This is a genomic window from Oceanicaulis sp. MMSF_3324 (genome assembly GCF_030733545.1).
GTDB lineage: Bacteria > Pseudomonadota > Alphaproteobacteria > Caulobacterales > Maricaulaceae > Oceanicaulis.
Genome location: NZ_JASHIU010000004.1, coordinates 111,417 through 135,857, shown reverse-complemented (window position 1 = coordinate 135,857; position 24,441 = coordinate 111,417). Strand labels below are relative to the sequence as shown.

Genomic DNA, 24,441 nt, shown 5'->3' with positions numbered 1-24,441 from the left:
TCAGAGCGTTTGCGCGTCCGTCATCAAGTCCCGGGCGGCGCGTTCCACCGCATCCACCTGCAAGGCGCCCATCAGGGATTCGCGCGAGGTGTCGGCCAGCGCCCGGCGCTCGCGTTCGTCATACCGATCACCGGCGCGGACAATCCGGGCCAGCTCGCCCCAGGGCGCATACAGACGTTCATCGGTCGGACCAAAGAGACCCAGCGTCGGCGTGCCGACGGCAGCGGCCATATGCATCAGCCCGCTATCATTGCCGACAAACAGCGCCGCACGCTTGAGGCAGGCCGCCGCTTCCACCAGATCCAGCTGGCCGGTCAGATCGATGACGGTGCGCCCCTCGATCCCGGATTTCACCGCATCCGCCCGCGCTTCATCGCCCGGACCGCCGAAAATCGCGATGGCGGCGCCGGGAAGCAGCCCGTCCTCCGCCGTCAGGCGCAAGGCCAGCTCTGAAAACCGCTCGGGCGCCCATTCCTTGAACACGGCCGACGCCGCCGGCGACAGGGCCAGCACGGTCTGATCTTGAGGCAATTCCCGATCCGCGCGCGCCTGGCCCGGAGCATCGAGCCAGAGCCGCGTGCCCGGCGTGGTCTCCAGACGCAGCGCCGCGGCCGCTTCCTCGACTCTGTGCCTCACGCCGGCCTTGGGGTTCGGGCGCTTGACGAAGCGCTGTCTCGCCCAGAGGAACCAGCTGGTCAGCGAGCCGCGCAAATCCACCACCATATCCCAGCGATGGCCGACGCTTTCACGCCAGAGCTTGAGCCAGTGCCCGCCGCCCTTTTGCTTTTTCATGACGATCACGCGCTCCACCTGCGGGATCGCGCGGAACAGCGGCGCCGCCAGCGGGCCGCAACCCACCGTGATGCGCGCGTCGGGATTGTGCGAGATCAGATGATCCAGCACGCCCATATTCATGATGGCGTCGCCGATGCGGGTGGCGGTGATGAAAAGGATGCGCGTCATGGAAGCACGCACTTAGCCTGACATGACGCCGGGCGCCAGTCTGAAGCGCGCCCACTTGATCGCGCGCCCGCTTCACCCCCATCTATCGGGAATGACCCAGCCTTATCTCACCACCCTGCCCGACCGCGCCGTCATCGCCATTACAGGCTCTGAGGCGCATGGCTTTCTCCAGCGCGTCCTGACCCAGGGGCCCGAAGGCGTGAAACCGGGCGCGGCGATGTTCTCCGCCCTGCTCACGCCCCAGGGCAAGGTGCTCGCCGACCTCTTCATCTATGATGATGACGAAGCGGGCCTGCTCTTTGACGTGCCGGCGAGCGAGGCGGACGCCCTGCTCAAACGGTTCACGCTGTACCGCATGCGCGCGGAGGCCACGATCACCCTGCGCGACGATCTCAGCGTGATCGCGGCCGCGGGTGAACCGGTTGAGGAGCTGCGCACGGTGGCGTTGAGCGCCGCGCCCGATCCACGCAATGCCGAGATTGGCTGGCGCGCGATTGCCCCCGCGGGCGGTCCCGACAGCGATGTCGACGCCTATCACGCCGCCCGCATCCAGGCGGGCGCACCCGAAATGGGCCCGGATTACGGACCGTCCGAGGTCTTCTCCACCGATGTGAACCATGACCTGCTATCGGGCATCAATTACAAGAAGGGCTGCTTTGTCGGCCAGGAAGTCGCCAGCCGGATGCATCGCAAGGGCGGCGTCAGAAAGCGCACGGTGCGGCTGAAGGCCGAGACGCCTTTGAGCACGGGCGACCCGGTGTCCGTCGGCGGCACCGCCCTGGGCGCGATCACCAGCACAGCCGGCCTGGACGCCCTGGCGCGATTGCGCATCGACCGGCTCAAGGACGGGCTGGACGCGGGCGACGCCCTGACGGCGAACGACGCGCCGGTCAGTCTGTCCGACACCCTCCACAGCCTGTAAGCGCAACGGAAGGACTCCCATGACCGAGCGCTGCCCCTGGTGCGGAACCGATCCGCTCTATGTCGCCTATCACGACACCGAATGGGGCGTGCCCGAATGGGATTCGCGGGCGTTATGGGAAAAGCTGATCCTGGACGGGTTTCAGGCCGGGCTCGCCTGGATCACCATCCTGCGCAAACGCGACACGCTGCGTGACGCTTTTGACGGGTTCGATCCCGAACGGATCGCCCGTTACGACGACGCCGACATGGAGCGCCTTCTCGCCAATCGCGGCATTATCCGCTCCCGCGCCAAGATCAGCGCCGCCATTGGCAATGCGCAGGCCTATCTCGACATGGCCGAGCGCGGCGAGGATTTTTCCGATTATCTGTGGGGCTACATGGACGGCGCGCCCCTGGTGAACCGCTATGCCAGCCAGGCCGAGGTTCCGACCCAGACCGAGCTCAGCCAGACAATCGCGAAAGATCTGAAAAAGCGGGGCTTTAAGTTTTGCGGACCGGTCATCGTCTATGCCTTCATGGAAGCTGTCGGCATGGTCAATGACCATCTGATCGGCTGCCATCGCCATAGCCAAGTTACAAAATAGCGCTTTGCTGCGTGGAAGCGGTTGGCGCTGCGACGCAGGTGCGGCTAAGTTGCGCCCCCTAAAGTGCTAGAATCTTGCGTCGGAGCCTTTCATGACCGCGGCCGTTATTCGTTCCACAGGCTTGTGGACGCCCGCCAACTCCATTTCCAATGAAGAGCTGGTGGAGAGTTTCAACGCCTACGTCGCCCAGTACAATGAGGAGCATGCCGCCGCCATCGAGGCCGGCGAGCTTGAACCCCTGTCGCCGTCTTCGGCCGAATTTGTCGAGAAGGCGTCCGGCATCAAGTCGCGCTTTGTCATCGACAAAGCGGGCGTGCTGGACACCAAGCGCATGAAACCCTTCATTCCGGCGCGCGAGAACACTGAAGTCTCAATCCTGGCCGAAATCGGCGTCAAAGCGTGCCAGAACGCGCTCGAGCGCGCCGGCAAAAGCGCGGCGGACGTGGACGGCGTGATCGTCGCCGCCTCCAACCTGCAGCGCGGTTATCCGGCGGTCGCCGTCGAGATCCAGGACGCGCTGGGCATCGAGGACGGCTTCGGCTTTGATATGAATGTCGCCTGTTCTTCGGCCACCTTCGGCATCCAGACCGCCGCCGACCAGATCGCCGCCGGTCATGCCCGCGCCATTCTGGTGGTGAACCCGGAAATCTGCTCGGCGCACCTGAACTGGTGTGATCGCGACAGCCACTTCATCTTCGGCGATGTGGCCACCGCCATCCTGCTGGAGCGCGAAGACCTTGGTGAAGGCGGCTGGCGCATTCTGGGCACCAAGCTCAAGACCAAGTTCTCCAACAATATCCGCAATAATTTCGGCTTCCTGAACCGCGCTGAGCGCCCCACGGGCGAAGCCGGCCAGGAAGACCTGCTCGCGCCCAAGGACGACAAGCTGTTCGTTCAGGAGGGCCGCAAGGTGTTCAAGGAAGTCGTTCCCATGGTGTCGGAGATGATCCGTACCCATATGGGCGAGCTGGGCCTTGAAGCGGACGATATGCGCCGCGTCTGGCTGCACCAGGCCAATATCAACATGAACCTGATGATCGCCAAGAAGGTGTTCGGACGCGAAGCGGGCGGCGAAGACGCGCCCACCATTCTCGACGAATACGCCAACACCTCCTCGGCGGGCTCCATCATCGCCTTCCACAAGCATTCCGATGACTTCACCGGAGGCCAGAAAGGCGTGATCTGTTCATTTGGCGCCGGATATTCCGCCGGCACCGTGTTCGTGGAGCGTCTGTGAGGTGAACCAGCCCGCCGATAACACGCTTTTCGCCCGCGTGTTGGCGAAGACCAATGAATATCTCGACTTCCCTTCGGTGGTCGGGCACGAGACCCCGTTTCTCGATCATCTGGCCCGTGATTTCGGCGCTCTGGGCTGCCAGGTCGAACGCGCTCCCAATCTGTGCGTCATCTCCTTGCATGAGCCCGGCCCTGTCTATCTCGCCCATGCCGACCGGCATGGCGCGGTGATCGCGGAAGATGGCAAGCCCATCTATGCCGCGCAGGCGATCAAGAACCTCAAATACGACGACAACGCGACGCATACCGAAGCCTTCACCGCCACCGTTTCTCGTCGGTATGAGGGCGAGGATGTCTTTGCCTATGATCGCAAGACAGGCGGCCGCCTGGCCTATGGCACGATCAAGCGCGCCTATCTTGATGATGAGCGCCGGCTGGTTGTCGACATTGACGACTTGCCGCCTCTGCCCGGCGGAACACCGATCGCCTTCGCACGCGATGTGACGCGCAACAAATCGGGACATGTGTCCGGCCAGCTGGACAATCCGGTGTCCCTGGCGGCCCTGCGCGTCACCGCTGAATTCGGTCTCAAGGGCACGATCGTCGTTACCGCCGAAGAAGAGATCGGACGCTCCGCCGGTCATTTCCTGAGCTGGGCCCAGGCCGGCGGTCTGGCCCCCACCACGGAGCTGGTGGTGTGTGACACCTCGCCCTTTGATGACGCGGCGGCCTGCATGGCGGGCGCCGTCATCTTGCGTCGACGCGACGCCACGGCGAGTTTTCATGACGCCATGGTGAGCCGCCTTGAGACCGCCGCCAGTCGGGCCGGCGCCCCCATGATCTTCAAGGACAGCTTCATCGCCCGGGAAAACGACGCCCGGACACGGCGCGAGCTGCCGCTCAAATCCATGGGCCTGACCGAGCTGGGGCGGATCACCGCGGACAGCCAGGGCCAGTATGCCGGCGCCACGCTGCAGCTGCCGACCTATAACTATCACACCAATGAAGAAACGACTTCGGTGAAGGCGTTGACCGCCTTCGTCCGGACCCTGCTGGCGATCTAAAAAAAAACCCGCTCCGGCGCAAAGCCGAAGCGGGACCAGTCAGGGAGGAAACTGTAGCGCCGGGCTGCGTTTTGCACCGCCGCCCGGCGAAACTCTGTGTCAGGCGCTCTCCCCGTGCAGCGCCACATCGAGGCCGGTCACCTCGTCTTCCTCTTCAACGCGCAGTTTCATCACCCGTTCCATGAGCCACAGGATGACGAAGGTGGCGATGCCGCACCAGGCGGCGGCCGCCAGCGCGCCCCAGGTCTGGGTGAAGACCAGCAGGACATTGCCTTCCACCGCGCCGGGCGTGCCGCCAATGGCGGAAGAGGCGAACACCCCTGTCAGGATCGCGCCGGCCAACCCGCCCACGCCGTGCAGGCCAAAGGCGTCCAGGCTGTCATCATACTTGCCCAGCTTCTTCAGACCGGTGACGCCCCAATAGGCGACTATGCTGGTCAGCACGCCGATCAGGAAAGCGGCGTACGGCTCCACAAAGCCCGCCGCGGGCGTAATGCCCACAAGGCCTGCAATCGCGCCCGACGCAGCGCCGAGCACGGACGGCTTGCCGCGCAGCACCCATTCGAGCACCGCCCAGGTCAGGGCCGCCGCAGCCGCGGCGATCTGGGTGACCAGTGCCGCATGGGCCGCCAGCGCATTCGCGCCCAGCGCCGAACCGCCGTTGAAACCGAACCAGCCCACCCACAGAAGGCCGGCGCCGATCACGGTCAGCACGAGATTGTGGGGCGGCTGACCCTCTTTGGGCCAGCCGCGCCGCGGGCCCAGCTTAAGCGCCAGCACCAGACCCGCTACACCGGCGTTGATATGGACTACGGCCCCCCCGGCGAAGTCCAGAACGCCTGCGTCGTATAAAAATCCTTCACCCCAGACCCAGTGCGCGATCGGCGCATAAACGACCAGCAGCCAGATCGGCGCGAACACCATCCAGGCCTTGAAGCTCAACCGTTCAGCCGCGCCCCCGGCGATGATCGCCACGGTGATGATCGCAAACGTCATCTGGAACAGGATGAAAACCGCTTCGGGCAAACCCGCCGCCTCACTGTCCAGCGACAATCCGTTCAGGAAGACTTTCCCGAACCCGCCAAACAGCGGACCGTCCCCGGAGAATGCGAAGGAATAGCCTGCAATCACCCAGACCAGCGAGACCACCATGGCCGCGCCCAGTGACTGCATCAGCGTGGAGAGGACGTTCTGACGGCGCACCATGCCGCCGTAAAACAGTGCGAGCCCTGGCAAGGTCATCATCAAGACCAGCGCACAGGCCGTGAGAATCCACGCCACATCGCCGCCTGAAAACTGAACCTGATCCATCTCTCGCGCTCCTCTTCGCCCGATTGCACGGACAAACCTGCGCCCGAGCCGGTCTGGCTGTCAGCGTTCGATCCTGATTTGAGATGCAGCCCACCGCACTCGCCAAAAAATAAGGCGCCTTTGCTCGGCTTTCGAGCAGGGCCATTCAGGCCGGCCATCAAAAAGCCCCGACGCCTGGGGCGCCGGGGCTTTGTCGTCCGGTCAAAGGAGGCCTTGCCTAGGCCTTCACCTCGGTCGCTTCGGTGATCTTGTGGACAAGATCATCACCGTCCGCCTCGTGAATGGTGACGTAATCACCATGTCGGAGCGTGTGTTCGCCCAGCTTGTAAACGGGCTCGTCCGGGCCTTCCTGTTCCTCGTCATAGTGGAAGAACCAGTTGCTGCCGCGATGGGTCAGCCAGCCATCGGCTTTCTCATCCTCGTCCGGAGAAAACCGGAGCACGGTGCAAGCCTTCTTGTTGGCGCGCCACAGAGCCGCATCGAGCTTGCCGTCCTTGTCGAGCGGCGCGGTGATCACATAGCCCCGCGAATCGTCGCCGCCGGGAAAACCGGCTTCGGGATTGCGGCTCAGCCGCAGGGTCAGACGGGTCAAAGCCATTCCAGCCTCCTCACTTTGTCTTTTCAGATAAGGAAATTAGTGCGCCATCAGCAGGGACGGGCCGTGCTCGGCGGTCAGCAATTCACGCGTCACGCCGCCAAACATAAACTGGGCGATGCGCGAATGGCCATACGCCCCGGCCACCAGCAGGTCGGACTTGTCCGCGGCATCAATCAGCGCGTCGCCGAGACCGCCCTTGCCTTCGATTTCCCGGGTCTGGGTTTTCACGCCACGGGCCGACAACCAGTTCGTCAGGCGATTGGGCGCGGAGGCGGCGCGGTCGTGATAATCAAGATTGCGGGCGCTGTGCAGAACCGTCACCTCAACCCCCTCGCGGAACAGGGGCGCCGCTGCGAAGGCGGCGCGGGAGGCTTCCTTGGAGCCATCCCAGGCCACGGCGATCGTCTTGGGCGGAATCGCGCCCTGGCGCGGCACGTAGATCGGGCAACCTTCCTCGACCATGCAGGCGGCTGTGAAGTCCGCCAGCGGCCCGCGCCCAGCGGCGGCGCGCGGACAGGTCACCAGAAGGCGGACCAGACGCGCCTGCTCGGCGGCTTCGGACGGGCTGTCGGTCACCCGCTTGAAGCTCGCAGCCTCTGTCAGGTCATGTTCGCTGATGGACGCCTCAAACCGTTGCTTGGCATCCTCACAGGCCTTGGCGGCTTCTTCACGCACCGTGTCTATGGCGGAGGACACGACGGACGCGCCGGCGGCGCCGGGCCCCGTCCACAGCATGTAGGCGGCGGGATCGGGCTCGACGAACAGCCCCCGGAGGTCCGCATCATACAGCGGCGCCAGCGCGCACGCCGCCTTGAGCGGTGTGACGTCGCTGTCAGAGCCTTGCAGGGCGACCAGAATGCGTTCGGGCTTCATCAAATCCTCCCAAGGGGTTGTGGCGCCGCCAAATCTTCAGCAGCTATCCTTGAACTTACGCTGTTTCAGGATACGACGGAATTGAATGTAAGCCGAATGGAGCGGGACAAAGTGGCGCGGTCAGCACGAAACGAGGGCAAACCGGCGGCTGAAAAACCGGCTCGCGCCTGGCAGCGCATGCTGTCCGGGCGCCGGCTCGACCTGCTGGACCCGTCCCCGTTCGATGTGGAGATCGACGACATCGCCCAGGGGCTGGCGCGGGTGGCGCGCTGGAACGGGCAGACCATGGGCGATCACGCCTTTTCCGTGGCCGAACACTCGGTCGTCGTAGAACAGCTGTGCGGCCTGCTAGAGCCGGACTGGCCCGCCAAATGGCGGCTCGCCGCCCTGCTGCACGATGCGGCGGAATATGTGATCGGCGATATGATCTCGCCCTTCAAGGCGGCTTTGGGGTATGACTACAAGGCCTTTGAAGCCCGGCTGGAAGGGGCGATCCACATGCGTTACGGCCTGCCGCCCGAACTGCCCAAGACGGTCAAGACCACGATCAAGCGCGCCGACCGGATCTGCGCCTATCACGAGGCGGTCCAGATCGCCGGTTTCTCGGTGGAGGAAGGGCGCAAGCTGTTCGGCCGTCCTCCGGTCGAGGCGAAGGTGGAAATCAATCCCCTGCCCGTCAAAGCCGCCCAGGCCCTGTTCCTGGAGCGCTTTTCCGAACTGCACGCGGCGACCGAAGGAGAGCTTGGGCGATGAAGCCGGATCTGAACGCCGCCATCCAGCCGCTCGTGGTCGGACTGAACGCCGTGATCTTCGCCGCCTCCGAAGGCGAGCTCAAAGTGCTGGTCACCGAAAGCGTGGAAGGCGGCGAACCGGCCATGCCGTTCGGCCCGTTCAACCCCAGCGCCCACCGCACCTTCGAGATCGGCCTGCGCGAATGGGTGCGCGACCAGACCGGGTTTGAGCTCGGCTATGTGGAACAGCTTTACACCTTTGGCGATCGGGGCCGCGAAGCGCCGCTGGCCGCGCTGGCCGGCGCGCAGGATGCGCGCGTATTGTCAGTGGGCTATCTGGGCCTGACGCCGGACGCGCGCCCCTTGAACAATACCGAGGCGCACTGGGACAGCTGGACGCGTTTCTTTCCCTGGGAAGACCATCGGACGGGCCGCCCCTCCATCCTGACCAAGGTGATCGAACCCGCCCTGCGCTCCTGGTGTGATGAAGCCGCCGCGCCGGGCCGCCGCGCCGCGCGCTTTGACCGTGTCCGCGCCACCTTCGGTCTGGATGGCGCGCTCTGGAATGAAGAACGCGCGCTGGATCGCTACGAGCTGCTGTATGAAGCCGGGCTGGTCGCAGAGGCGGCGCGGGATCGGGGCGAGCCCAACGCCGCCCCCGAAGGCATGGGTGTCGCCATGGCGTCGGACCATCGCCGCATCCTCGCCACCGCCCTGTCGCGCCTGCGCGGCAAGATCAAGTATCGCCCGGTGGTCTTCGAGCTGATGAGCGACAGCTTCACCCTGTCCGACCTGCAGCGGGTCGTGGAGTCCGTCTCCGGCTTCCCGCTGCACAAGCAGAATTTCCGCCGCGCGCTCGATCGCGCAGGCTTTGTGGCGGGCACGGGCCGGGTGGAAAGCCAGACCGGCGGCCGCCCCGCCGAGCTCTACCGCTTCGCCCGGGAGAACCTGACCGCCGGCGCCGCCCTGGGCCTGTCCATACCGCGCGCCAAGGAAGGCTGAGCTGCAAGCCCCGTTCACCATCAGGTGAGCGCCGGCGCCGTCATGAAAGTTTCAACTTGCCTCCCCCTTCCATCGGCGTATATTCGCCCCCACTTAGGCTCATGTAGAGCAAAAGGTCGGCGACACTCCTGAGTGATCGCCGTCGTTTAAGGCCCCTGAAATGCTCATATCGAGCATAAGTCTGCACATAAGGGGCCGAAGGAGGATGACCATGGACGGCATGAGCTGGACCGACACCGGTAAGGACGCCGCCGAGCGTATCTGGCCCGAGGCGAGCGCGCTGGCATACGACGACGCCGTCAAGGCGCGCACCGACCATCTTTATGCCCGCGTGAAAGACGTGGTCACCCCGATGGAATGGCCGGCCTTCGCGCCGCTCATCGACGCGATCAACCAGCTCAAGGCCCTGCGCGGCGCGACCATCCTGGCGCACAACTACATGACGCCGGAAATCTTCAACTGCGTGGGCGATATCACAGGGGATTCCCTCAAACTCGCCCAGGTCGCCGCCGAAGCGGAAGAAGACATCATCCTGCAGGCGGGCGTCCACTTCATGGCCGAAACCGCCAAGATCCTGTCGCCGAACAAGACCGTCCTGATCCCCGACATGGAAGCGGGCTGCTCGCTCGCCAGCTCCATCACCGGCGCGGATGTGCAGGCGATCAAGGCGGCCTATCCCGACTATCCCATCGTCACCTATGTGAACACGTCCGCCGAGGTGAAGGCGTATTCGGACATCTGCTGCACCAGCTCTAATGCCGTTCAGGTGGTCGAGGCCGTGGCCAAACAGTGGAACACCGATACGGTCATCATGATCCCGGACCAGTATCTGGCAAAAAACGTCGCCGCCCAGACCGGCATCAAGATCCTGACCTGGCAGGGCGAGTGCGAAGTGCACGAGCAGTTTACGCCGCAGGACATTCAGGATCTGCGCGACGCGCACCCTGAAGCGGTGATCATCACCCACCCTGAATGCCCGCCCGAAGTGATGGCCGCGGCTGACTTCGCCGGCTCCACCGGGGCGATGGCCGCCTATGTCAAAGACAAGGCGCCGAAAAAGGCGATCCTGATCACCGAGTGCTCGATGAGCGACAATGTCTCTGTCGAGAACCCCGGCGTGCAGTTCATCAAGCCGTGCAATCTGTGCCCGCACATGAAGCGCATCAGCCTGACCAATATCTATGAAGCGCTGCGCGACATGAAGCATGAGGTCGAGGTTGACCCGGTGATTGCGGAGAAAGCCAAGGCCAGCCTGCAAGCCATGCTGGACCTGCCCAAGGCCGACAATCCGCCGAGCTTTGACACCGGCAAGCCGCTGGCCGACGTGCCTTACGTGGCGGTCTGATCACAACAAGCGCCCGCTTCGGCGGGCGTTGTCCTCTGTGGTGATGCTTTGACCCACCCCCTCCTCATTGTCGGCGCCGGGATCGCCGGGTTGTGGACGGCCCTGAAGGCCGCGCCCAACCCTGTGGTGCTGCTGACCGGTTCACCCCTCGGGCACGGCTCCTCGACCGGCTGGGCGCAAGGCGGGGTGGCGGCGGCGCTGGGCCCGGATGACAGCGCAGCGCTGCATGCCCGCGATACGGTGATGGCGGGCGCCGGTCTGGTGGATGAGACCGCCGCCATGGTGCTGGCGAGCGCAGGGGCCAGCGAGGTCCGCGCGCTTTGTGACATGGGCGCTGCGCTGGAACGCACAGAACATGGCGGCTGGTCGCTGTCGCGCGAGGCCGCGCACTCGGTCGCCCGCGTCGCCCGGATGAAGGGTGATCAGGCGGGCGCGGGCATTCTGGCCGCCCTCATTGCCGCCGTACGCGAGGCGGATCATATCGAGATCCGGGATGGCTGGCGCGCCGAGGCGCTGTTGCCCGATCAGGCCAAGGGCTGCGCCGGCGTTCTGACGCGCGATCCCGAGGGCCAGCTGCACACGATCGAGGCGAGCCATACCGTGCTCGCCACCGGCTCGCTGGGCGGGCTCTATGCGGTGACCACCACGCCCTGGACCAGCCAGGGCCAGGCCATGGTGATGGCGGCCGCACTGGGCGCAGTGATCCGCGATCCCGAATTTGTCCAGTTTCACCCCACCGCCATTGATATTGGCCGCGACCCCGCCCCGCTCGCCACCGAAGCCCTGCGCGGAGAGGGTGCGGTCCTGATTGACCGAAACGGTCATCGCTTCATGCTGGATGTTCATGAGCTCGCCGAGCTGGCGCCGCGCGATGTGGTCGCCCGCGCCGTGCATGCGCAGAACCTGTCCGGCGCCGGGGCGTATCTCGATGCCCGCGAGGCGGTCGGCGCCCAGTTTCCCGATCATTTTCCCGCCGTGTTCAAGGCCTGCATGAGCGGCGGCATAGACCCCCGTACCGATCCCGTCCCGGTCGCCCCGGCGGCCCACTATCATATGGGTGGGGTCGAGACCGATCTTGATGGCTTTACCGGCGTTCCGGGCCTGTGGGCGGTGGGTGAATGCGCCTCCACCGGCGTGCATGGCGCCAACCGACTAGCGTCCAACTCCCTGCTGGAAGGGCTGGTGTTCGGTCATCGCGCGGCCCAGGCAATCCAACGCGCAACGACGCGCCGGGTACAGGCGCAACCCGCCGATGCGCCATGCGAGCTGCCGCAAAGCGTGCTCCAGACCCTGCGCAGCGCCGTCAGCGCGCAGGCAGGCGTGACCCGGAGCGCCGAGGGCCTGACGACGCTTCTGAGCCTGCTTGACGCGTTGAAGGCCGAGCACGGCTCAGCGCCCGCCCTGATCGCCGCGCGCTTTCTGACCCAGGGCGCACTGGCGCGTGAGGAAAGCCGTGGCGGCCACAGCCGCACCGACTTCCCCCAGCGCGCCGAGCCCGGGCGCCATACCCGCCTGACGCTGTCTGACCTTTACCCGGCGCACGCCAAGCTGCGCCAAGCCGGAGCTGCCTGAGATGATCCCTGCCCTGCCGCGCCATCTGATCCATGCGCTCGTCACCCGTGCGCTCGAGGAAGATCTGGGCGGACGTGGGGATGTCACCTCGCTCGCCACCATTCCGGCGGACAAGAACGCCAACTTCGTCATCAAGAGCCGCGCCAATGGCGTCCTGGCGGGCCAGCAGCCCGCCGACGCCTGTTTTGATCAGGTCGATCGCGATATCGCCGTCACCTGGCGCAAGCGCGATGGCGACATTCTGGAAAACGGCGATGTGGTCGCCATTGTGGACGGCCCGGCCCTGGGCATTCTGACGGCGGAACGCCCGGCCTTGAACTTTCTGGGTCGGATGAGCGGCATCGCCACCCTGACCCGCCAGTATGTCACCGCCATCGCCGACACCGGCGCGGTGGTCGCCCACACCCGCAAGACCACGCCGGGCCTGCGCGCGGTGGAACTGCAAGCGGTGCGCGCGGGCGGCGGCGCCTATCACCGCTATGGCCTCGATGACGCCATCCTGATCAAGGACAATCATGTGGCCGTGTGCGGCGGCGTCAGCGAAGCGATCAAACGCGCCCGCGCCTATGCCGGACACATGACCCGCGTCGCGGTCGAGGTGGACCGGCTCGATCAGCTCGAAGACGCCCTCGCGGCAGGCGCGGAAAGCGTGCTGCTGGACAATTTCAGCCTCGAGGATTTACGCGCCGCCGTGCTGCTGACCGACGGTCGCGCCAATCTGGAAGCCTCGGGCGGCGTCAATCTCGACACGGTGCGGGCCATCGCCGAGACCGGCGTGGACGTGATCAGCGTCGGCGCCCTCACCCACTCCGCCCCCAATTTCGACCTGGGGCTCGACGAGCGCTAGACGGCGAGCCAGGCCTTCATCTGCGGAAAGGGCGCGGGATCGCCTGGATCGCCAAAGGGCGGCGGCGCCGAGCACAGGCCTGTATGCGCCAATCCCTGAACGCCGGGAAAGAAGCCCTGCGCCACCTGCATCATCACCAGTTCCGGCGCGCCGCCATGTTGGCCGCCATACCCTTCAGCCCAGAACACGCACGCCGGCGACACGCCCGCCGCCAGAGCCGCCGCATAGGACCAGGCGATGGCCTGCGGCTCGGTGCGGGCGATCTGAGACGCTTCCGCTTCGGTCACCTGAAGCTCCGGGTCAGCAATGAGGGCGGCGGCGCAGGCGTCGATATCGCCATCGAGATGGCCGCGCAGGCGCGCGGGCGTCACGGCCAGATGCCCCGCTTCATGCAGGATGTCGCCAGGAGAGCCCAGGCGCTCGGCGTCCACGAACAGAGCCCCTTCACGAATGACCACGCCAGGCAGAAAGCTCGCCTCGGCAATCTGGCTCCGGGTCACCGGCAAGCCGATCCCGTCCAGAAATTGCGTAATCGGCGCCAACGCCTCTGCGTGAATCATGACCCCCCGCTCCCCTGTGAGGGGAAGACCCTAGCGCGCAGGCCGGGCGCACGCCATCGCTGAAACAGCAAGGCCGCCCAGCGGGCGGCCCTGTGGGTTCAGGCTTCGCGTTCGGCTAGCAAGCGACGTTCGGAGCGATTGGGGAAGCGATAGAAGATGTGCGAGCCGATCCGGCGGGTTCGCACCAGCGTGTCATTCCACACCGGGTCGACCGCCGTGGTGTGATAGTGCGTCGCGCGATTGGTCACCGGACGCGCAAAGCCCATCAGCGCGTGGTCGGCCACGTTCTGCGCGCGCTCCCAGCCCCGGCCATAGGGCGCGTTGATCATCGAGCCGTCACAGGTGAAGGTGAACTGGCACCCCGTCCGCCGTTCGGCGCCCTGATAAACCACGCCGCAGATCGTGTCGGGATAGGCGCGATGGCGCGAGCGATTGATCACCACTTCCGCCACCGCCATCTGACCCGCCAGCGTCTCGCTGCGCGCTTCATAATAGATGGCTTCCGCCAGGCAGCGACGCTCGCGGGCGGCGTTCCGGGCGGCATCGAGTTCATTGAGATTGAGCGCGCCCACGCTATCGATGGCGCGCTGGACCAGCACGGCGCCCTGTTCGGGGTCGGAATCGATCTCGAAAGACGCGAAACTGAAGGCCGTCTCGGAGATCAGGGCGGGCCGGCTCTGCTCGAATTCCAGGAATTCAAGCGCCAGCTCGCGCAGATCGCCGGCCTCGTCCTGTTCCTGCGCCCGTTCCGGCGCCAGACTCACGCCAAGCGCAATCACGGCGAACGCCGCGATAACGCCGACACCGGCCAGGGCGCTCTTGGCGCGAAGGAGAAGAGTCGTAACCGTCAAAATCACAAAACTCCAAGGGGCTCGCCCTCAATTGGGCGTAGCGCCATCAGCAAGATCAAGACCATCAGGATACGTCTTGAACGCGCTCACCGACATAGTGGTGGGCTTGGATGAAGCCGCGGTCAATAAGAACCGATCATGCCCTAAATAAGGCAAGAAACCGCCCCGGCAAGCCCCGAAGCGGTTTCCAATAGACCTGGTAAGGACTTAGCCGTTCCTTTATGCGTCGCTTTTCAGCGCGGCCTGAGCCGCCGCCAGGCGCGCAATCGGCACCCGGTATGGCGAGCAGGACACATAATCGAGCCCGGCGGATTCGCAGAATCGGATCGAGGCGGGATCGCCGCCATGCTCACCGCAAATGCCCAGTTTCAAACCGGGACGCGTGGCGCGACCGCGTTCGGCGGCGATCTTGACCAGATCGCCCACGCCATCCTGATCCAGCGAGACGAACGGGTCCTTCTCGAAAATACCCGCTTCCAGATAATCGCTCAGGAACTTGCCGGCGTCATCGCGCGACAGGCCGAACGTGGTCTGGGTCAGGTCATTGGTGCCGAACGAGAAGAACTCGCCATGGTGTGCGATATCACCGGCGCGCAATGCGGCGCGCGGCAGCTCGATCATGGTGCCGATCAGGTATTGCGGACGCTTGCCGGTTTCACGATCAACCTCATCGGCGACCGCTTCCACGCGCACCTTGAGGATTTCGAGCTCCTTGGCGGTGGCCACGAGCGGGATCATCACCTCGGCGACCGGTTTGACGCCGGTTTCCTTTTCCACAAGCGCCTGCGCTTCGAAAATCGCGCGCGCCTGCATTTCGTAGATTTCCGGGAAGGTGATCCCCAGACGACAGCCGCGATGGCCCAGCATCGGGTTGGATTCCGACAGATCCTTGGCGCGCTCCCACAGGCCCTGCGCAGGCAGGCCCGTGGCATCGGCCACCGCCTGCACATCCTCTTCGGTGTGCGGCAGGAATTCATGCAGCGGCGGATCCAGCAGGCGAATGGTGCACGGACGGTCTTCCATGATGCGGAAGATGTCGGCGAAGTCGTCGCGCTGCATGGGCAGAATCTTGGCGAGGGCGTTGATGCGGCCGTTCTGGTCTTCGGCCAGGATCATCTCGCGCACGGCCGCAATGCGGTCCGCGTCAAAGAACATGTGCTCGGTGCGGCACAGGCCGATGCCTTCCGCGCCAAACTCCTTGGCGGTCTGAACATCGGCCGGGGTTTCGGCATTGGTGCGCACCTTCATGCGGCGCGCCTTGTCGGCCCAGGTCATGAGCGCTGCGAAATCGCCGGTCATTTCCGGCTTGATCATCGGCGCTTCGCCCATCAGCACTTCGCCGGTGGCGCCGTCCACGGTGATGATGTCGCCATCCTTCACCACGCGGCCACGGGCGGTGAAGCTGCGCGCCTCATTGTCGATGCGGATCTCGCCGGCGCCGGACACGCACGGACGGCCCATGCCGCGCGCCACGACGGCGGCGTGGCTGGTCATGCCGCCGCGGGCCGTCACGATCGCCTGGGCGGCGTGCATGCCGTGAATGTCTTCCGGGCTCGTCTCCACGCGCACCAAAATGACCTTCTCGCCCTGAGAAGCGCGGGTCTCGGCCTCATCGGCGTCAAACACCACGGCGCCCGACGCGGCGCCCGGGCTGGCGGGCAGGCCCTTGGCGAGCACGTCGCGGGTATAGCTTTCATCGATGGTCGGGTGCAGCAGCTGGTCAAGCTGGGTCGGATCCACGCGCAGGACGGCTTCGTCCTCGCTGATCAGGCCTTCGGAGACCATCTCCACGGCGATCTTCAGCGCCGCCTTGGTGGTGCGCTTGCCGTTACGGGTCTGCAGCATCCACAGACGGCCCTGTTCGACCGTGAACTCGATGTCCTGCATGTCGCGATAATGGTTTTCGAGCTTGTCGAACACATCGCACAGCTGGGCGAACACGTCCGGCATCGCCGTTTCCATGGACGGCAGATGGTCGTCCATCTTCTTGCGCATGGATTCGGTCAGGCATTGCGGCGTGCGGATGCCCGCCACCACGTCCTCGCCCTGCGCATTGATCAGGAATTCGCCATAATAGCCGGTCTCGCCGGTGGACGGGTCGCGGGTGAACGCCACGCCCGTGGCCGAGGTGTCGCCCATATTGCCGAACACCATCGCCTGAACGTTCACCGCGGTGCCCCAGCTGGCCGGGATGTCGTACATGCGGCGATAGGTGATGGCCCGGTCGTTCATCCAGGAGCCGAACACCGCCCCGATCGCGCCCCAGAGCTGGTCGCGGGGATCGGTGGGGAACGGGAAATCGAGCGCGCGCTCGACGGCCTTCTTGTACTGCGCGATCACCTCTTCCCACTCTTCAGCGGTGATCTCGGTGTCGAGATTGTAGTCGCGCTCTTCCTTGAAGGTCTCGAGGATCTCTTCGAACGTGGAGTGCGGCACGCCCAGCACCACATCGGAATACATGGTGATGAAACGGCGATAGCTGTCGAGGGCGAAGCGGCGATCACCCGAAAGCTTGGCGAGGCCTTCGGTGGTCTCGTCATTGAGCCCGAGGTTCAGCACCGTATCCATCATGCCGGGCATGGAGGCCCGAGCGCCCGAGCGCACTGACACCAGAAGCGGGTTGGACGGATCGCCGAACTTTTTGTCGACCTTGTTTTCCAGGTCCGCGAGCGCCGCCTCGACCTGATCGTTCAGATCAGACGGATAGGCGCGGTCGTTTTCATAGAACGCGGTGCACACCGCCGTGGTGAGCGTGAATCCGGGCGGAACCGGCAGGCCGAGCTTGGCCATTTCAGCCAGGTTCGCGCCCTTGCCGCCCAGAAGATTGCGATCCTCACGGTCGCCGTCCGCCGAACCGCCGCCGAATGCATAGACCCACTTCGTCATGGGGCTCACCTTCCTGATCGTCAAAACGGGTCAAAGAGCAGACGCCCCCGCGCCTACCCTTCCAACCGTGAGAAATCCGCCACCAGATCGGCCGCTGCGCGAATCCGCGACAACAGCAACAATCTATTGCGACGCACCATAGAATCTTCTGCGTTCACGACAACCGCCTCGAAGAAGGCGTCGACCGGTTCACGCAGTTGCGACAGCGCCGACATGGCGCCTTCAAAGTCTTCCGTATTGAGAGCAACCGAGGCCACCTCGTCCGCGCCCTCAATGGCCGCGATCAGCGCGCGCTCTTGCGCAGCCTCTGCGGTTTTGGCGATAGCAATCATCAAGGCGGCGTCCGTGTCCTCATCCGAGCCGGAAACGGCTTCGGCGCGGGCCGAAGCCAGATCGAAGCCCTTCTTCTCTTCCGCCGCCAGAATGTTCGCCGCCCGGCGATAGCCCTGCAGCAGCGCCTGACCATCTTCGGTGTTCATGAAGGCCTGCAGCGCGCGGGCTTTTTTCGTGACGCGTACGAGGTCGTCATCGCCCAGCGCGAACACCGCATCGATGACGTCATGCTTCACGCCCTCATCCTTGAGGTGGACTTTCAGGCGGTCCGCGAAAAAGGACAGGAGGTCGTCACTCGCCAGCTTAGACAGGCTGAGAGCCTTGTCAGCTTCCAACAAGATCCGGATCACCCCCAGCGCAGCGCGGCGCAGGGCGAACGGGTCTTTGGAGCCGGTCGGTTTTTCATCAATCGCCCAGAAGCCTACCAGCGTATCAAGCTTGTCCGCCAAAGCGACCGCGGCACTGACCGGCGCGGTCGGCACGGCGTCGGACGGGCCTTGCGGCTTGTAATGATCCTTGATGGCGTCGGCGATCTGGGGATCAAGCCCGGCCTCAAGCGCGTAATAGCGGCCCATTGCACCCTGCAGCTCGGGGAATTCATAGACCATCTGGCTGACGAGATCGGCTTTCGCCAGACGCGCGGCCTTCTCAGCCATATCCGCATCCGCGCCCACGACCGGCGCGAGTTCGCGCGCCAGCTTGGCCACACGCTCGACCTTGTCGGCCACCGTCCCCAGCTTTTCGTGGAAGGTGACCTTGCCGAGCTCGGACGCCATCGCCTCAAGCCCGGTCTTGCGATCAAGATCCCAGAAATGGCGCGCATCTGACAGGCGGGCGGACAGCACGCGGGCATTGCCCGCCGCGATCGCGGTGCCGCCATCCGGCGCGTCCTGGTTGGCCAGAACGACGAACTTGCTGGTCAGCTTGCCGGACTTGGGGTCACGCACCGCGAAATATTTCTGGTGCGTCTTCATGGTCAGCGCGATGACTTCGGGCGGCAGGTCGAGGAAGTCCGGGTCCATATCGCCAAGGATCGGCGCAGGATGTTCGACCAGCCCCGTCACCTCTTCCAGAAGCCCCTGATCCTCGATCAGCTCCAGCCCCGCCTCTTCACAGACGCGGCGGGCGCCCTCGAGCACCAGCTTTTTGCGCTCATCCCGGCGCAGGATCACGCCATTTTTGCGCAGCTTGGCTTCGTAATCGGCAAAATCCGTCACCGAGAATGGGCCGGAGCCATGAATGCGGTGGCCATCGGTGACATCGCCAGAGGTAATGCCGAAGACTTCGGTCTTGATCACGTCGCCGTCGAGCAGGCAGATCAGCGAGCGCAGCGGACGCACCCAGCGTTGCGCCGTTTCGTCCTGACCAAACTTCATCGATTTGGGCCAGGGGAAGCTCTTGAGGATCTCCGGGATCGCTTCGGAAATCACCTCGGCCGTCTCGCGGCCCGGCTTCTCGATGACGGCGATATAGAAGCTGCCCTTCTTGCCCTCTTCGATCTTGCACTGGTCCAGGCTGTCGATCCCGGCGCCGCGCATGAAGCCTTGAAGGGCTTTCTCCGGCGCGTCGGTGCGCGGACCTTTACGTTCCTCGCGCACATCCTCGGTCTTCAGCGGCAGGCCCTCGATCACAAGGCCCAGACGACGCGGCCCGGAGAAGGCTTCAAGGCTGTCCCATTTCAGACCCGCCTCTTTCAGGCGGTCCGACATCAGACGGGCAAGGTCACCTTCAGCGCGCTCTTGCATGCGCGCGGGGATTTCCTCGCAAAAGATTTCAAACAGAAACTGGGCCATGGCGGGATGCGATACTCGAAACGTCTGTGTCAGGAATTCTGGGTGGCGAAGGCGCGCTGGAAGGCGGGCCGCTCGGTCATCCGCTGGGCGTAGGCGCTCATGGCGGGCGTTTTGGGGAACATGCCGAACTGCAACGCCCAGTTCACGGCGCCGCCCACGATCAGATCCGCAGCGGTGAACCAGTCACCGAACAGATACGGGTTCGCCAAAGACAGGCGCTGTTCCAGCACTTTCGCCACCAGCTGGACATTGCCCCAGCCAGCCGAGCGCTGATTGGTCTCGAACTTCATGCCCGCCTGGTACATGGCCGGCTCGATGGAGGCGGCCTGGAAGACGATCCAGCGCAGATATTCGCCGCGGCGCGGATCATCGATGCCCGGCGCGAGATCAACATTGTCCTTGAACTTGTCGGCCAGATAGAGCGCGATAGCGACGGTCTCGGTCACAACGGTTTCACCGTCGACGATCACCGGGATCTTGCCCATCGGGTTGAGCGCCATGAAGGTTTCAGACCGCATGGAGCCGTCCTCATAATCGACGGGCTTGAGGTCGTAGGACACGCCCAGCTCTTCAAGCAGCCACAGCGTCATCACCGCCCGCGATTGCGGGTTGTAGTACAGATGCACGGTCATGCCGCAGGCTCCTCGCGTTGTTGTTCAAGCTGAACCCAGGCATTGGCGCAGCCCTTGGCCAGTTCGCGCACCCGCGCGATCCAGCTGGCGCGCTCTGCCACCGAAATCGCGCCGCGCGCATCCACCAGATTAAACAGGTGGGATGCTTTGAGGCACCAGTCATAGGCGGGCAGCGGCAGCGGGGTATCCAGCGCCAGCAGCGCCTGACACTGTTTCTCCGCGTCCGCGAACCATTTGATCAGCATGTCCACATCGGCATGCTCGAAATTGAAGGTCGATTGCTGGCGTTCGTTTTCGAGAAACACGTCGCCATAGCTCATGCCGGCGCCGTTGAAATCGAGGTCGTAGACATTTTCCACGCCCTGCACATACATGGCGAGGCGTTCCAGACCATAGGTCAGCTCGCCGGACACCAGCTCCACATCAAGGCCGCCAACTTGCTGGAAATAGGTGAACTGACTGACTTCCATGCCGTCGCACCAGACTTCCCACCCGAGCCCCCAGGCGCCCACGGTGGGGTTCTCCCAGTCGTCTTCCACAAAGCGCACATCATGGAGCTTGCGATCAATGCCGATGGCGTCGAGCGAGCCCAGATACAGCTCCTGCAGATTCGCCGGGCTCGGCTTCAGAAGCACCTGGAACTGGTAATAGTGCTGCAAGCGGTTCGGGTTCTCGCCATAGCGGCCATCCGCGGGACGGCGCGAGGGCTGCACATAGGCCGCCCGCCAGGGCTTGGCGCCCAGGGAACGCAGCGTCGTCGCCGGGTGCAAGGTGCCCGCGCCCACTTCGGTGTCATAAGGCTGCAGGATGGCGCAGCCCTGGTCCGCCCAGTAGCGCTGAAGAATAAGGATCAGATCCTGAAAGCTCGGGGCTTTTGAAGCGGTCATCGGCGGGCGTCCGGTCGGCAGTTTTCAAGGAAAGCGCCCGGGGATAATTCACGGACGCAAAAGCGCGCGCGACACTAGGCCCGCCAGCGCCCCCGATCAAGCAAGAGGGGCGGTGGATGCGGTGATTGGAATGTCGTGTGGCGCGACCTGTCCCCTCTCCCCCTTGACCAAGGGGGAGAGGCAGGGTGAGGGGGTGCGCTTCAATCAGTCAAATGTGAGCCGGATATAACTCCGCTCACCCCTCACCTAACCTCTCCCCTCAGAGAAGGGAGAGGGATCAGGTTTGCCCCCTAATCCCGGCCTTCGCGTTCGAGCTTGCGACGCACCGCTTCCGCGGCGGCGTCCGCGGTCTTGTCACGGCGCGCCCTGGCGGGGCGGGTGAAGATCACGAAAGCGATCACCGCGCCCGCCGCCAGCAAGAGCGTCAGCTCCAGCATGTCAGAGCCCGAAGCGCGCCCAGACCGCGCGCAGTTCCACGCCATCAAGCGCCGCGCCAAAGAGGCGCGAGAGCGGGCCCTGCTTGGCCGGGCTGAACATTTTCACCCGCACATCCTCGCCAAACCGGGCGCGGACCACGCTGCGCAGATCACCCAGTTCATCGGCGATGCCGTTCTTTATCGCTTCGGTTCCGGTGAAGACCGAGCCGTCAAAGAGCTCCTCGCCCTCTTGCGGGTTGAGCTTGTCGCCCCGGCGCGATTTGACGAGGTCGATGAACTGGCCGTGCACGGTGTTGAGCAAGCGCTCCATGCGCTCTTTCTGCTGATCGGTTTCAGGCGAGAACGGATCAGCGACCAGCTTGCTCTTGCCAGCGGTCTTCACACGACGCTCGACGCCCAGCTTTTCCATCGCCTCGGTGAAGCCGAAGCCGGCATTGATAACGCCGATGGAGCCGATGATGGTGGCGGGATCGACAAAGATCTCATCACCCGACACCGCCAGGAAATAGCCGCCGGATGCGGCCACATCCTCGCAAAAGGCCAGCACCGTTTTCTCTTTCTCCGCCGCCAGCGCGCGGATGCGCTCATGAATGAGGCGCGACTGCACCGGGCTGCCGCCGGGGGAGTTGATCAGGAGCGCCACGGCGGCGGCGTCCGACATCGAGAAGGCTTTCTCGATCTGTTTCTCCACCCGTTGCAGGTTCAGCGCATTGGCATTGCGCCCGCCTGACATGATCACGCCTTCAAGACGGATCACCGGCACGACGGGCTTGTCCATGCCCAGGAGTTTGATGACGGCCTCGCAGGTCTTGTCCCAGGCCGATTTCAGAGAGTCTTTTGCTGACATTATTTTGCGTCTCCAACCAGATAGAGATGAGGTGGGGTGTCAGCGGCGAAACTCAAGCCGCAGCTCGCCCCGGAACAGGGCGTCTGCTTCGGCCGTGAAGCCCGTTTCACCCGCCTGATGCAGGACCAAAGGCGGCCGGATCTGCAGCGGCGCCTTGCCGGTCTTGGTCGCCTGCACCAGCACGCGCTTGGCGGTTTCATCGGACCGGACATGGATCGGCAGGACAGTGACCGCCCCCGCCCGCCCCTTCAGAGCGGCCAGAATGTCATCGAGCCGATCAGCCCGCTGGATCAGGGTAATCACACCGCCTGACTTCAAGCGTCGCAACCCGGTGTCGATCCAGGCGACCAGACCGGCATCGGACATCCAGGCGGGCGTCTTGCCGGCCTTGGGCGCACGCAGGGCGGTCGGATCATCAAAGAAGGGCGGGTTGAAGAACACGGCGTCGAGCTCGCGCGCATCGTGATAGCCCAGCGCGTCGCCTTCGATGACGCGCACGCGCCCCGTCATGTCGTTGAGCGCGACATTCTCCTGCGCCAGCGCCGCCGCCTTGGTATCAAGCTCAATCCCGATGAACTGCACCTGATCATAAAGCGCCGCCGCGCCCAGAAGCGCCGCGCCCGCGCCGCAGCCAAACTCCATGGCCGTCTGGCCCGGCTGGAGATTGAGCGCAGCGATCAATACGGCCGCATCCATGCCGGCGCGATAGCCGTCTTCAAGCTGATACAGTCTGATCTTGCCGCCCAGAAAGGCGTCCGGTGTCCGGGTCAATTGTCTTCGTCACCCTTGAGCGCATCCGCCAACAGGGATTTGGCCCGCGCGCCGTCCTCATCACGCACCAGCATACGCCGTTTGATCCAGGGCAAGGCCCCGCCGAAATTGGAGGCTGTCTGCTCATCCAGGGTCACCGCCTCGATCCCCGCCTCCTTGAGGACGGCCTGCGCGAAACTCAGTTTCACGGGATCGTTTGTCGCAAGCACTTCGATCATTCCGGTCTCCGGCCTATATGCTGTTCATGATACATGAACCGTCCAATGCGTTCGCACAGCGTCGCGTGCTTGCCGCTTCAGGGGGCGCTCCCTATTGTGCGGCGCGCTGAACGAGAACATCAAGGGGCTCGGGGTGAACGGACTCCCTCAGGCAGATTTGAAGGCAGAACCGGTCAATCCGGTGATCCGGCTGGCCACGCTCGCCAGCGATGACATGGCCGCCGTTGAGGCCGTGATCGAGGAACGTATGGCCAGCGCCACGCGCTCCATACCGCAAACCGCCGATTATCTGGTCGCCGCCGGCGGCAAGCGCATCCGCCCCCTGATCACTGTCACCGCCGCTCGCATGCTGGGCTATGAGGGTGAAGGTCACGTCTCCCTCGCGGCGGCCGTGGAGTATATCCATTCGGCCACCTTGCTGCATGATGACGTGGTGGATGAAAGCGAGCTGCGTCGCGGAAAAGCGCCCGCCAACACCGTCTGGGGCAACGCCCATTCGGTTCTGGTCGGCGATTTCCTGTTCGCGCGCTCCTTCATGATGATGGTCGACGCCGGCTCCATGGACGCCCTGCACGTGCTCAGCCGCGCCGCCTCGGTGATCGCCGAGGGCGAGGTGCGCCAGCTGGCCGCCGTGCGCAATATCGACATCAGCCGCGACGAATATATGAGCATCATTGATGCAAAGACCGCGGCGCTGTTCTCCGCCGCCGCCCAGGTCGCCCCGATCCTTCACGGCGCCGACAAGGCCGTCGAGGACGGGCTGGAGACTTATGGGCGCGAACTGGGCCTCGCCTTCCAGCTCGTTGATGACGCGCTCGATTATGGCGGCATGGCCGCAGAGCTCGGCAAGAATACCGGCGACGATTTCCGCGAAGGCAAGATCACCCTGCCCGTCGCGCTCGCCATGGAAAACGCCGACGACAAGGAGCGCGCCTTCTGGACCCGCGTCATCAGCGAGGGTGAGCAGACCGACGCCGACTTTGACGAGGCGCTCGCCATCCTGAAAAAGCACGGCGCTCTGGACGCCACCCTGGAAGCGGCCCGCACCCACGCCTCGAACGCCGTGAACGCGCTGAACATCGCGCCGCAGAACGAATGGACAGAGGCGCTGGCCGCCCTTCCAGAGTTCGTTGTCGAGCGCGCATACTGATCCACCGGGCGGCCTTGGCCGCCCTT

24 protein-coding genes are annotated in these 24,441 nt (G+C 64.5%); 10 read left to right on the top strand and 14 right to left on the bottom strand.

Translation table 11 applies throughout. From position 1 onward, the window contains the following. The gene (locus tag RBA95_RS06345; protein WP_306016003.1) at positions 1-963 is read right to left on the bottom strand and encodes a glycosyltransferase family 9 protein; all 963 of its coding nucleotides are present in this window, start codon (positions 961-963) and stop codon (positions 1-3) included. A 91-nt stretch (positions 964-1,054) separates the two neighbouring features. Between RBA95_RS06345 and RBA95_RS06340 the strand changes: the two genes are divergently transcribed. The 4 genes from RBA95_RS06340 to RBA95_RS06325 all read left to right on the top strand — a co-directional run bounded on the left by RBA95_RS06340 (position 1,055) and on the right by RBA95_RS06325 (position 4,771). Then, positions 1,055-1,885, top strand: a complete 831-nt coding sequence (locus tag RBA95_RS06340; protein WP_306016002.1) for a folate-binding protein YgfZ — start codon at positions 1,055-1,057, stop codon at positions 1,883-1,885. A gap of 19 nt (positions 1,886-1,904) precedes the next feature. Beyond that, positions 1,905-2,471 carry a DNA-3-methyladenine glycosylase I gene (locus RBA95_RS06335; RefSeq protein WP_306016001.1) on the top strand — a complete coding sequence of 189 codons (567 nt, stop codon included), beginning with the start codon at positions 1,905-1,907 and terminating at the stop codon, positions 2,469-2,471. Positions 2,472-2,562: 91 nt separating this feature from the next. Continuing rightward, a complete protein-coding gene (locus RBA95_RS06330) occupies positions 2,563-3,708 on the top strand; it encodes a beta-ketoacyl-ACP synthase III (protein ID WP_306016000.1) in 1,146 nt (381 codons plus the stop codon). A 1-nt stretch (position 3,709) separates the two neighbouring features. Next, positions 3,710-4,771: a hypothetical protein gene (locus tag RBA95_RS06325; RefSeq protein ID WP_306015999.1), complete on the top strand. Its 1,062-nt coding sequence runs from the start codon at positions 3,710-3,712 to the stop codon at positions 4,769-4,771. 99 nt (positions 4,772-4,870) lie between these two features. Here RBA95_RS06325 and RBA95_RS06320 read toward each other — a convergent pair whose 3' ends face one another. The 3 genes from RBA95_RS06320 to RBA95_RS06310 form a co-directional block, all read right to left on the bottom strand. Further along, entirely contained in the window at positions 4,871-6,082 is a 1,212-nt protein-coding gene (locus RBA95_RS06320) for an ammonium transporter (protein ID WP_306015998.1), read from the bottom strand. 217 nt (positions 6,083-6,299) lie between these two features. After that, entirely contained in the window at positions 6,300-6,680 is a 381-nt protein-coding gene (locus RBA95_RS06315; protein ID WP_306015997.1) for a hypothetical protein, read from the bottom strand. A gap of 36 nt (positions 6,681-6,716) precedes the next feature. Beyond that, on the bottom strand, positions 6,717-7,553 hold the full coding sequence (locus tag RBA95_RS06310) for a universal stress protein (RefSeq protein ID WP_306015996.1): 837 nt from the start codon (positions 7,551-7,553) through the stop codon (positions 6,717-6,719). A gap of 96 nt (positions 7,554-7,649) precedes the next feature. Here RBA95_RS06310 and RBA95_RS06305 point away from each other — a divergent pair, with 96 nt between their 5' ends. The 5 genes from RBA95_RS06305 (at position 7,650) to nadC (ending at position 13,050) form a co-directional block, all read left to right on the top strand. After that, entirely contained in the window at positions 7,650-8,306 is a 657-nt protein-coding gene (locus RBA95_RS06305) for a YfbR-like 5'-deoxynucleotidase (protein WP_371933593.1), read from the top strand. Continuing rightward, positions 8,303-9,286 (top strand): NAD regulator, encoded by a 984-nt coding sequence (locus tag RBA95_RS06300; RefSeq protein WP_306015993.1) that lies wholly within the window; start codon positions 8,303-8,305, stop codon positions 9,284-9,286. Before RBA95_RS06305 ends, RBA95_RS06300 begins: the two co-directional genes overlap by 4 nt. Before the next feature lie 211 nt (positions 9,287-9,497). Further along, the gene (gene nadA, locus RBA95_RS06295) at positions 9,498-10,631 is read left to right on the top strand and encodes a quinolinate synthase NadA (RefSeq protein WP_306015992.1); all 1,134 of its coding nucleotides are present in this window, start codon (positions 9,498-9,500) and stop codon (positions 10,629-10,631) included. Between the two features lie 48 nt (positions 10,632-10,679). Next, entirely contained in the window at positions 10,680-12,203 is a 1,524-nt protein-coding gene (locus tag RBA95_RS06290; protein ID WP_306015991.1) for an L-aspartate oxidase, read from the top strand. A 1-nt stretch (position 12,204) separates the two neighbouring features. Further along, the gene (gene nadC / locus RBA95_RS06285; protein WP_306015990.1) at positions 12,205-13,050 is read left to right on the top strand and encodes a carboxylating nicotinate-nucleotide diphosphorylase; all 846 of its coding nucleotides are present in this window, start codon (positions 12,205-12,207) and stop codon (positions 13,048-13,050) included. On the opposite strand, the gene RBA95_RS06280 is transcribed toward nadC, so the two are convergent. The 10 genes from RBA95_RS06280 to RBA95_RS06235 all read right to left on the bottom strand — a co-directional run bounded on the left by RBA95_RS06280 (position 13,047) and on the right by RBA95_RS06235 (position 23,265). Continuing rightward, positions 13,047-13,610, bottom strand: coding sequence for a hypothetical protein (locus RBA95_RS06280; RefSeq protein ID WP_306015989.1), 564 nt, complete (start codon positions 13,608-13,610; stop codon positions 13,047-13,049). The genes nadC and RBA95_RS06280 overlap by 4 nt on opposite strands. Positions 13,611-13,708: 98 nt before the next feature. Further along, positions 13,709-14,467 (bottom strand): cell wall hydrolase, encoded by a 759-nt coding sequence (locus RBA95_RS06275; protein ID WP_306015988.1) that lies wholly within the window; start codon positions 14,465-14,467, stop codon positions 13,709-13,711. Between the two features lie 213 nt (positions 14,468-14,680). Further along, the gene (gene ppdK, locus RBA95_RS06270) at positions 14,681-17,347 is read right to left on the bottom strand and encodes a pyruvate, phosphate dikinase (RefSeq protein ID WP_306015987.1); all 2,667 of its coding nucleotides are present in this window, start codon (positions 17,345-17,347) and stop codon (positions 14,681-14,683) included. 53 nt (positions 17,348-17,400) lie between these two features. Beyond that, a complete protein-coding gene (glyS, locus tag RBA95_RS06265; protein ID WP_306015986.1) occupies positions 17,401-19,473 on the bottom strand; it encodes a glycine--tRNA ligase subunit beta in 2,073 nt (690 codons plus the stop codon). A 29-nt stretch (positions 19,474-19,502) separates the two neighbouring features. Continuing rightward, complete coding sequence (locus tag RBA95_RS06260) at positions 19,503-20,105, bottom strand: glutathione S-transferase family protein (protein ID WP_306015985.1); 603 nt, start codon at positions 20,103-20,105, stop codon at positions 19,503-19,505. Then, positions 20,102-20,992: a glycine--tRNA ligase subunit alpha gene (locus tag RBA95_RS06255; RefSeq protein ID WP_306015983.1), complete on the bottom strand. Its 891-nt coding sequence runs from the start codon at positions 20,990-20,992 to the stop codon at positions 20,102-20,104. Before RBA95_RS06255 ends, RBA95_RS06260 begins: the two co-directional genes overlap by 4 nt. A gap of 290 nt (positions 20,993-21,282) precedes the next feature. After that, the gene (locus RBA95_RS06250; protein WP_306015982.1) at positions 21,283-21,429 is read right to left on the bottom strand and encodes a hypothetical protein; all 147 of its coding nucleotides are present in this window, start codon (positions 21,427-21,429) and stop codon (positions 21,283-21,285) included. A 1-nt stretch (position 21,430) separates the two neighbouring features. Further along, positions 21,431-22,276 carry a S49 family peptidase gene (locus RBA95_RS06245; protein WP_306015981.1) on the bottom strand — a complete coding sequence of 282 codons (846 nt, stop codon included), beginning with the start codon at positions 22,274-22,276 and terminating at the stop codon, positions 21,431-21,433. Between the two features lie 39 nt (positions 22,277-22,315). After that, on the bottom strand, positions 22,316-23,047 hold the full coding sequence (locus RBA95_RS06240) for a tRNA1(Val) (adenine(37)-N6)-methyltransferase (RefSeq protein WP_306015980.1): 732 nt from the start codon (positions 23,045-23,047) through the stop codon (positions 22,316-22,318). Beyond that, positions 23,044-23,265 (bottom strand): DUF2007 domain-containing protein, encoded by a 222-nt coding sequence (locus tag RBA95_RS06235; protein ID WP_306015979.1) that lies wholly within the window; start codon positions 23,263-23,265, stop codon positions 23,044-23,046. Before RBA95_RS06235 ends, RBA95_RS06240 begins: the two co-directional genes overlap by 4 nt. A gap of 214 nt (positions 23,266-23,479) precedes the next feature. Between RBA95_RS06235 and RBA95_RS06230 the strand changes: the two genes are divergently transcribed. After that, positions 23,480-24,415: a polyprenyl synthetase family protein gene (locus tag RBA95_RS06230; protein WP_371933596.1), complete on the top strand. Its 936-nt coding sequence runs from the start codon at positions 23,480-23,482 to the stop codon at positions 24,413-24,415. Positions 24,416-24,441: the final 26 nt, after the last annotated feature.

What these genes read in the sequence shown, in the direction of transcription:
- nadA (WP_306015992.1), top strand. Translation starts at nt 9,498, where the DNA reads ATGGACGGCATGAGCTGGACCGACACCGGTAAGGACGCCGCCGAGCGT.
- ppdK (WP_306015987.1), bottom strand. Translation starts at nt 17,347, where the DNA reads ATGACGAAGTGGGTCTATGCATTCGGCGGCGGTTCGGCGGACGGCGAC.
- RBA95_RS06315 (WP_306015997.1), bottom strand. Translation starts at nt 6,680, where the DNA reads ATGGCTTTGACCCGTCTGACCCTGCGGCTGAGCCGCAATCCCGAAGCC.
- RBA95_RS06310 (WP_306015996.1), bottom strand. Translation starts at nt 7,553, where the DNA reads ATGAAGCCCGAACGCATTCTGGTCGCCCTGCAAGGCTCTGACAGCGAC.
- RBA95_RS06230 (WP_371933596.1), top strand. Translation starts at nt 23,480, where the DNA reads ATGGCCGCCGTTGAGGCCGTGATCGAGGAACGTATGGCCAGCGCCACG.
- RBA95_RS06345 (WP_306016003.1), bottom strand. Translation starts at nt 963, where the DNA reads ATGACGCGCATCCTTTTCATCACCGCCACCCGCATCGGCGACGCCATC.
- glyS (WP_306015986.1), bottom strand. Translation starts at nt 19,473, where the DNA reads ATGGCCCAGTTTCTGTTTGAAATCTTTTGCGAGGAAATCCCCGCGCGC.
- RBA95_RS06250 (WP_306015982.1), bottom strand. Translation starts at nt 21,429, where the DNA reads ATGCTGGAGCTGACGCTCTTGCTGGCGGCGGGCGCGGTGATCGCTTTC.
- RBA95_RS06320 (WP_306015998.1), bottom strand. Translation starts at nt 6,082, where the DNA reads ATGGATCAGGTTCAGTTTTCAGGCGGCGATGTGGCGTGGATTCTCACG.
- RBA95_RS06255 (WP_306015983.1), bottom strand. Translation starts at nt 20,992, where the DNA reads ATGACCGCTTCAAAAGCCCCGAGCTTTCAGGATCTGATCCTTATTCTT.
- RBA95_RS06280 (WP_306015989.1), bottom strand. Translation starts at nt 13,610, where the DNA reads ATGATTCACGCAGAGGCGTTGGCGCCGATTACGCAATTTCTGGACGGG.
- RBA95_RS06260 (WP_306015985.1), bottom strand. Translation starts at nt 20,105, where the DNA reads ATGACCGTGCATCTGTACTACAACCCGCAATCGCGGGCGGTGATGACG.
- RBA95_RS06335 (WP_306016001.1), top strand. Translation starts at nt 1,905, where the DNA reads ATGACCGAGCGCTGCCCCTGGTGCGGAACCGATCCGCTCTATGTCGCC.
- RBA95_RS06330 (WP_306016000.1), top strand. Translation starts at nt 2,563, where the DNA reads ATGACCGCGGCCGTTATTCGTTCCACAGGCTTGTGGACGCCCGCCAAC.
- RBA95_RS06245 (WP_306015981.1), bottom strand. Translation starts at nt 22,276, where the DNA reads ATGTCAGCAAAAGACTCTCTGAAATCGGCCTGGGACAAGACCTGCGAG.
- RBA95_RS06340 (WP_306016002.1), top strand. Translation starts at nt 1,055, where the DNA reads ATGACCCAGCCTTATCTCACCACCCTGCCCGACCGCGCCGTCATCGCC.
- RBA95_RS06235 (WP_306015979.1), bottom strand. Translation starts at nt 23,265, where the DNA reads ATGATCGAAGTGCTTGCGACAAACGATCCCGTGAAACTGAGTTTCGCG.
- RBA95_RS06305 (WP_371933593.1), top strand. Translation starts at nt 7,650, where the DNA reads ATGGAGCGGGACAAAGTGGCGCGGTCAGCACGAAACGAGGGCAAACCG.
- RBA95_RS06300 (WP_306015993.1), top strand. Translation starts at nt 8,303, where the DNA reads ATGAAGCCGGATCTGAACGCCGCCATCCAGCCGCTCGTGGTCGGACTG.
- nadC (WP_306015990.1), top strand. Translation starts at nt 12,205, where the DNA reads ATGATCCCTGCCCTGCCGCGCCATCTGATCCATGCGCTCGTCACCCGT.